The organism is Planctomycetota bacterium, assembly GCA_026387035.1.
Lineage (GTDB): Bacteria > Planctomycetota > Phycisphaerae > FEN-1346 > FEN-1346 > JAPLMM01.
On sequence record JAPLMM010000295.1, the window covers coordinates 1 to 7,213 of the forward strand.

General features: G+C 66.3%; 6 protein-coding genes. 5 read left to right on the top strand and 1 reads right to left on the bottom strand.

Annotated elements, in window-relative coordinates; translation table 11 throughout:
* From NTX40_11240 to NTX40_11260, 5 genes are all read left to right on the top strand, one after another.
* Nucleotides 1–336, top strand: a 336-nt coding sequence (locus NTX40_11240; GenBank protein ID MCX5649648.1) for a hypothetical protein, incomplete at its 5' end; no start/stop codon positions are given.
* A gap of 78 nt (nt 337–414) precedes the next feature.
* Complete coding sequence (locus NTX40_11245; protein MCX5649649.1) at nt 415–1,209, top strand: TatD family hydrolase; 795 nt, start codon at nt 415–417, stop codon at nt 1,207–1,209.
* Between the two features lie 15 nt (nt 1,210–1,224).
* Entirely contained in the window at nt 1,225–2,766 is a 1,542-nt protein-coding gene (locus NTX40_11250; protein MCX5649650.1) for a phosphomannomutase/phosphoglucomutase, read from the top strand.
* A 52-nt stretch (nt 2,767–2,818) separates the two neighbouring features.
* A complete protein-coding gene (locus NTX40_11255) occupies nt 2,819–3,886 on the top strand; it encodes a CAP domain-containing protein (GenBank protein ID MCX5649651.1) in 1,068 nt (355 codons plus the stop codon).
* A 443-nt stretch (nt 3,887–4,329) separates the two neighbouring features.
* Nucleotides 4,330–4,650, top strand: coding sequence for a hypothetical protein (locus tag NTX40_11260; GenBank protein ID MCX5649652.1), 321 nt, complete (start codon nt 4,330–4,332; stop codon nt 4,648–4,650).
* A gap of 15 nt (nt 4,651–4,665) precedes the next feature.
* Here NTX40_11260 and NTX40_11265 read toward each other — a convergent pair.
* A partial coding sequence (locus NTX40_11265) for an anaerobic glycerol-3-phosphate dehydrogenase subunit C (GenBank protein MCX5649653.1) occupies nt 4,666–7,213 on the bottom strand: 2,548 nt, incomplete at its 5' end.

Consider the following 7,213-nt stretch of genomic DNA (forward strand, 5'->3'; position numbering starts at 1 on the left):
GGGGGGATAGGACAGCGCCTTGCTGACCTGAATGTTTCTCTCGGCTCGACCGCTTTCCGCGCCGCTCTCCTTCTTTCCGCTTTATTGTTCGCCTCGACGGCCGGGAAAGTCAAGGCGCCCCAAGACCGGAAAAGAGAACGCCCGCGGACGGGCGTTCTCAGGGGAAAAACTCTCGATTTCGCCTACTTCTTGGGCTTCGGTTTCTTCTTGTCCTTGCAACCGCACGTTTTGCACATCGCCGCTCTCCTTAACGAGGTCCCCGGCGGCTTGTCCTTGCCGCCGTTACTGGTGGCATTGTACCACCCCGGGCGTGCCACGGCAAGGGTCTGTTCTTGATTTCGGCGCCACCGCCTCTTATCATTTCCGCAGCCCGGACCCAAGGATACGCATTCACCAAACGAACCGGAGACGCCGATGCGGATCATCGACCCCCACATTCACATGCTGAGCCGGACCACCGACGATTACCTGGTGATGGCCGCCGCGGGCATCGTCGCCGTCTGCGAGCCCGCGTTCTGGCCCGGCACCGACCGGTTGTATCCCGAGAGCCACCTCGACTACTTCAATCACATGACGACCTTCGAGCCGCAGCGGGCGGCGAAGCGCGGCATCCGGCACTACTGCGTCCTCGCGGTCAACCCGAAGGAAAGCGAGAACGTCGAACTGACCGAAAAGGTCCTCGCCGCAATCGATCCGTACCTGGCGCGGCCGACGTGCCTCGGCATCGGCGAAATCGGCCTCAACAAGAACACCGAGAACGAAATCCGGATGTTCCGCCGGCAACTCCGGATGGCCGCCGAACGCAAGGTCCTCTGCATCATCCACACGCCGCACGCGGCCGAGAAGGCGCGCGGCACGGAGATCATCGCCGACGTCATCCGCGAAACGGACCCGCCGCGGCATCTGTGCGTCGTCGACCACTGCACCGCGGAGACGATCGAGACCGCCCGCGCGACCGGATGCTGGACCGGACTGACGGTTTACCCGGGCAAACTCACGCCCGAAGAGGCCGCCGTCATCCTCCGCGACTACGGCCCCGAGCGGATGCTGCTCAATTCCTCGGCCGACTGGGAAGCGAGCGACGCCCTCGCCGTCCCCACGACGATCGGCGTGATGCACGAAATGGCCATGCCCGAAAGCGTCATCGAGCGCGTCGTCTGGCACAACCCGAGGGAGTTCCTCGGACAGAGCCCGAAGTTCCACCTGTAGCCCAGGGAGAAGGCCGTGTCCATCGACCCATCCGAATCGCGCCGCTGCCCCGACGAGAAGTATCCGATCACGGAGGCCATTTGCCGCGGACGACGCTCCCGCCATTTTCCCAAATGCAAGACCTGCAAGTGGCGCGACGTGGCCGACCAGCCTCCGCCTCCGCCGGTCGAGTCCGGCATGGACCTCGACAAGATCTTCAAGGCGTACGACATTCGCGGCCTGGTGGACAGCCAGATCACGAAGACCCTCGCATGGAAAGTGGGCTTCGGCACGGCCACGCACCTGCTGGAGCGCCTCGAGCCAGAAGCACGGTTCAAGCCCAAAGCGCAGGAGGTCGTCGTCGGGCACGACATGCGGCCGACGAGCGGGGACCTGGCCCGCGCTGTGGCCGAAGGAATCCGTGCGGCCGGCGTCGGGGCGTGCGTCATCGGCGAGGTGGAAACCCCCGCCGTTTACTTCGCGGTCGGCAGCCTAGCGGCGCTCGGCGGCGTCATGGTCACCGCCAGCCACAACCCCGTCACGTACAACGGATTCAAGATCACGGGGCCGGGGGCCATCCCCGTCGGCATCGGGTCGGGTCTCGAAAAGATTAAGGAGATCGTCGCACAGACGGCCAACACCGACAAGCCCGCATCCGGACCTCTCCGCATGTACGACATCTCCAGCGCGTACCTGCTGCACCTGAAAAAGTTCGCCGGCGAAATCCGTCCGATGAAGATCGTCGTCGACACCTCGAACGGCATGGCGTCAAAATGGACGCCCAGCCTCCTGAGGGAGTACAACCTCCAGGTCGAGGGCCTCAACTACGAGCGCGCCGGCCGATTCAAGCACGAACCGAATCCCCTGAAGGAAGCGAACCTCGAGGAACTGAAAGCCCGCCTCCGCGCCTCCGGGGCCGCCCTCGGCGCGTGCTTCGACGGCGACGCCGACCGCGTCGGTTTCGTGGACGAGAACGGCGAGGGGGTCTCGAACGACCTCATCACGGCCCTGCTGGCGCCCGGCGTCCTGGCCCGGGAGCGGGGCGCGACGATCGTCTACGACCTCAGGTCCAGTTGGGCCCTGCGCGAGGAGATCTTGTCCCACGGCGGCGTGCCGAGACGCGAACGCGTCGGCCACAGTTTCCTCAAGGCCGCCATGCGCGAGACGAACGCCCCGTTCGGGGGGGAACTGTCGGGACATTCCTACTACCGCGACAACTACTTCTGCGACAACGCCGTCATTACGCTGCTAAAGGTCCTGACGGTCCTCTCGTCCCATCCCGAGCAGACCTTCAGCGAACTCGTCAAACCGCTGCGCCGCTACTCGACGACCGGCGAGGTCAACTTCGAGGTCCGGGACAAGGCGGGCTTGATCAAACGCCTCGCGCGGACATTCTCGGACGGCAAGGTGGATTTTCTCGACGGCGTCACGGTTGAATATGCGGACTGGTGGTTCAACTGCCGCCCCTCGAACACCGAGCCGCTCCTGCGCCTCTGCCTCGAAGCCAAGACGCCGGAACTGCGGGACGAGAAGTACGAGCAACTCATCCAGATCCTCGGCGAGCCGTCGCATCACTAGGCGACCTGCAACGGCCGAAGGGCTTCATCGTTCGCGCGCCGGAAAACATTCCATGACGAGAAATTCTCTGGTTGCCCTCGTGCTTCTCGCGGCGACGACCATCCAGACGCCCTTGCAGGCCGCCGATCCCACGCCGACGCTGACCGCCGACCAGCGCCGCCAGGTCACCGACCTCTTGAACGTCTTCCGACGGGCCAAGGCGGAACCCGACAAGCGCGCCGAGGCCGTCGGCGGAATCCTGGCGATCGGCGGCCCGGCGCCGGCCCAGTTGCTCGGCCTCATCAACAAGGAATTCGTCCCCCTCCAGACGCGCTACCGGGCCGACTTCTTCAAGGCCGCGCGCGACGTCCTCCGCCAGCGGTTCACCGACCGCAACCCGAACGAAGTGGACACGCTGCGGGGAACCGTCCTCGCCCTCGGTCGAAAGGCCGACCTCTCGAAGGAAGAAATCGTCGCCAAGGGCGACCCCGCGATGGCAAAATTGAACGAACTGCTGTGGATCGACCCGAAGGACGTCCTGGCCGCCGCTCCGTCGCTGAAGACGCAGCGCGACGAACTCGTGGAACTCGGCGGGCACTGGTTCCGCGCCGCCGATTACGTCGCCAAGCACGGACCCCGGCGCGAAGGCGGACCGCAGGAAGCCCCGCCATTCGAGCACGTCCTGGCGGCCGACGAGATGCTCGCGACCGCCCTCACCCTCGCCACGAGCGATGCCGACCGCGAGGCCCTCATCGCCAACGTCGCCCTCGAGCCCCAGATTGATTTCGAGGAGGCCAACGGCATACGCGACCTCAACCGCGTCCGGCTCCTCCTGGGCTTGAAGCCCCTCCGGATCGACGTCAAACTCTGCGAAGCCGGACGCGACCATTCCAAGGACATGGTCGAGAAAAAGTTTTTCAGCCACGACTCGCCGGTTCCGGGCAAGGCCACGCCCTGGGACCGCGCCAAGCGGTTCGGCACCACCGCCCATGCCGAGAACATCGCCGCCGGCGCACGCACAGGACCTGAAACCAACCTGCAATGGTTCCACAGCCCGGGACACCACAAGAACATGCTCGGCAACCACTCGCGCATCGGCCTGGGACGCTACGAAAACACATGGACGGAAATGTTCGGATGACGCGACCGCCCCTCACGTCGGCCGATTTGCGGAGGCAGACACCGCCAGCGCATCCGCCAGAAGTTTCATCGGCTGACGGACTACAGGCCGGTGCCCTGGACCGCGGGGCAGGATGGAACCGCTGCGGTCGGGTTGCGTCCAATCATTAGGGAGCAGGTAACCCGGACCTCGTTAAGGGCCCTCCGATGCTACGCCCATCGCTCCTTGCAGCAATGGTTCTCCTCGTCACCAGCGGGTGCTCCAGTGCCCCGCTTGGGCCCGATAGCGCTGCGGCCCCGCAACGAGTCTTCTACTACGCTTGGTCCGGCGTGAGCCCAGGGGCAGACTTTACCTTCACATCGGTTCACGCTTTTGAAATCGACCTCACGGGCAGGCGCATCCGCGGTCTGCGCCAGTCGGCCAGCGCGCCCGACCCCATGCTTCCACATGAGGAAGAGAAGGTCGTGGCCCTTCTGAATAGCCGGCCGTGGAGGACCCTCTCGCCCGACGAGGTCGAGGAATTGCGTTACTTCCTTCTGGCGTGGCTGAAGACCGACCCGCCTGTTGCCTACGACGAGCCGCACAACCTCGGTAATGAGGACGGATACGTCGAGCGGCTCACCGTGTATTCCGAGGACGGGAAACGCACAACCGCCGTCAATCCGCGCGCCGCCTTTCCGCCCGACGGCATCCAGCCGCCGCGACAGTGGCGAGAGTTCCTCGTAGCGGCGACAGCCTGCGCCGGCGGGCCTGCGGCCGCTGGCCTCCGCCCGTTTGGCTTGTAAGACAACCTGAAACTTTTACTCCGACACTCGGACCGGTTCTGTTGGACTGCTTTGGAGTGCCGCGGCGAGAAGTTCCATCGGATGATAGACCACGAGGCCCGTGCCGTGCGCCAGTTGCGTCCGGCACATGCCGCAACTCGTCACCACGGCCTCGGCCCCGGAGGCGCGAATCCGCTCGACGACCGCCTCCGCGATGGCCTCCGAAAGGTCCGCGTTCTTCGCCTTGACGCCGAACGTCCCGCCCATCCCGCAGCACGTCATGTTCGTCACCGCAAACCGTATCCCCAGCAACCGCTCCAGCAGGCGTTTCGGCTGCTCTCCCCTTCCCGCCGCGCGCAGATGGCACGGGGCGTGGTACGCGAGGCGCCGGCCCTGCCACAAGCCCTTGCGCGGCGGGTCTCCCGCCTTCGCCGAGGCTACGGCGGACAGGTCCGACCCGCCGCGCGAAAAGGCATCGCCCGCAATTTCTTCCACGAGGTCATGAATGTCCCGCGTGTGCTCGGCGACGAGGCGCGCCCGCGCGTCTCCCGGCACCATCTCCGGATAGTCTTCCGCGAGCACCAGGACGCAGGACGGGCATCCGCTCACGATGGTGTATCCCGCCTCCGCCAGGGGCGCGAGTACCGCAAGGTTAAACTCGCGGTCCTTCGCGGCCGCCTCGGCGTCGCCGGCCGATATCTTCACGATGCCGCAGCACCGCTGCTCGGAAATCAGAACCTCGCATCCGAGGGCCTCGAGCACGGCCACGGCCGCGCGCCCGCTCGCCGGTTCGTTGAACAGTTCGAAGCAGCCGGCAAAATACGCGACCTTGCGAACGGGATCGCCGTCCGGCCCGACCGCGGTTCCTTCTTTGACGCCGCCGCGCGAGAACGCCGGCATCGCCGCCCGCCGACCGATGCCGCCCGCCTTCTCCATCATCCAGCGCACCGCGCCCCGCCGGAGGAAAAAGTTCGCCACCGGCGCCATCGCGCTGCCGACGCGCCCCATCAGCCGCACCTTCCCCATCAGGCGGTCGCAAAACCCCAGGCCGCCCCGCTCCGCCAGGTGCTCCTTGTGCCTCAGGACCAGGCCGGGAACGTCGACGCCACTCGGGCACTCCACAAGGCACGTCTTGCAGTTGTAGCAGAGGTCGGCGACGGCCCGCATCCGCTCCTCGTCGAGGGCCGCGAGCCCGAGGTTGCCCGCAATCGCTTCCCGCAGGAGGTTCGCCTTGGCGCGCGGGCTCGCCACTTCGTCGCGCGTCACCAGGTACACGGGGCAATACGCCCGGCACGTGCCGCACCCGTGGCACCGCTCGAGTTCGCCCGCCCACGGCTCGCGGTCGAAGGCTTCGCCGGTCGGCCGGCGCGACCAGCCCGGTTCCAGGCGCAAGTCCTCAAGGTGGATTTTGCGCTCGTCGGTGATAATCTTGCCGGGATTCAAAATCCCCTTCGGGTCCCAGAGGCATTTCAGGTCGCGCATGACGTCGTAGAGCGGCCCGAACTGGAGGCAGAGGTACGCGCTTCGCGTCAGGCCGTCGCCGTGCTCGCACGAGATGGTTCCGCCCAGGTCAATCGTCAGGCGCGCCACGCCGTCGGCAATCGCCCGCATCCGCTCCACGTCCGCCGCGACTCGCGTATCCAGCATCGGCCGGGCGTGCAGGTTCGAGTCGCCCGCGTGCCCATAGACGGCGGCCTCGGCCCCGCTGCGATTGAGCACCTCGCGCAAGCCCCGGATGAACGCCACGAGTTTGTCGGGCGGGACCGTGATGTCCTCGATGAACGGCAGCACGCGGCGCGGTCCCGGCAGGCGCTGGAGGATCTGGACGGCGCGCTTGCGCACCTGCCAAAGATTTTCCTGCTCCTGCGGGTCGTAAGCGTCGACGGCCCCGAACGCCAGCCCCAGTTCATCCACCACGAGGCGGCGAACGCCGGCGATGAAGGCTTCGTTCTCGGCCCGGCTGTCGGAGAGTTGCTCCACCAATAGGACCGTGTCGGCCTCTTTCGGCAGGAACTTCTCCGAGATAATCCCCTCCGCGCGGACGATGTCCAGAAAGTGCCGCTCCATGATCTCACACGCGCTCGGCCCGAGAAGCAGAATGTGATGGACCGCTTCGCCCGCCTTCTCCAGGTCCGTGAACCAGAGGAGCACGCTGGCTCGCTCGCGCGGTTTCGGCACGACGCGCAAGCCCGCCTCGAGGATGACGGCCAGCGTCCCGTCGGAACCCCCGACGAGGCGCGCCAGGTCCAGCCTCCCGTCGCGCACGGCCTCGAAGAGGTTGTAGCCGGCGCTGTTCTTGCTCGTGTGCGGCTCGTATCGGCGGATGAGGTCGGCGTGCTCGGCCACGAGCCGGTGCGTTCCCGCCACGATTTTTCCAAACAGGTCGCCGCGCGACTCGGCCTCCCGCAATCGCCCGTCCTCCAGCGCCACCGGTTCCAGCCGCACCTCGGACCCGTCCGCGAGCACCACGTCCAGGTACGCCTCGTATTCCTTCATTGAGCCGTACCGCATGCCGCGCGACCCGGAAGAGTTGTTGCCGAGGTTGCCCCCGATGGTGCAAAACGGTTCGCTCGACGGGTCCGGG

Bases quoted from the DNA above. Each gene is read 5' to 3' on its own strand.
- NTX40_11245 (MCX5649649.1), top strand. From the start codon at position 415: ATGCGGATCATCGACCCCCACATTCACATGCTGAGCCGGACCACCGAC.
- NTX40_11255 (MCX5649651.1), top strand. From the start codon at position 2,819: ATGACGAGAAATTCTCTGGTTGCCCTCGTGCTTCTCGCGGCGACGACC.